The following is a 524-nucleotide window of genomic DNA, read 5'->3' as shown; positions in this document are numbered from 1 at the left end:
GTGCTCGTCAAGGTGTTGACGTATCACGTTGTATCCGGACGACTCACGGCATTCGACCTTGCCAGGGCGGTCGAGCAAGGCGGCGGCAAGGCAACGCTGAAGACGGTCGAAGGCGATTCCCTGATCGTCAGCCATGGCCCGAACGGACTAGCCGTCACCGACGACAAGGGCAATGTCGCGCACGTCACGATCGGCGATGTCATGCAGTCCAATGGCGTGATTCACGTGGTCGACTCCGTGCTGATGCCCTGATACTTCAGCCTGTACCTGGAGGAAGGCGTGATGTGCGGAAGCAGGCCGGGCGCGCTCGCACGTCACGTCGTTCTCGGTATGTCGTCGGGGCGCCCCCGTCGCACGGTCGAGCCCGAACGTTTCAATCGGCGATTCGTGATTCGATTCCGGATGGCAATCGAGGGTCACTTCATTTGGTTCTGTGTATTCAGGATATCTACCGAACTGAGGGCTCGCGCGCGTGCATCCTGGTGATCCACGATCGGAAAGGGATAACTTGCGCCGAGCGCGAT

General features: G+C 60.1%; 1 protein-coding gene. It reads left to right on the top strand.

Annotation, left to right across the window (positions count from 1 at the left end; translation table 11 throughout):
• Positions 1–252: fasciclin domain-containing protein (locus AC0KUR_RS38140; protein WP_473377426.1), on the top strand; the 252-nt coding region annotated here is incomplete at its 5' end.
• Positions 253–524 lie beyond the last annotated feature (272 nt).

This window comes from Burkholderia sp. YHN3-13 (assembly GCF_055810675.1).
This window is presented reverse-complemented; position numbering and strand designations above follow the sequence as displayed.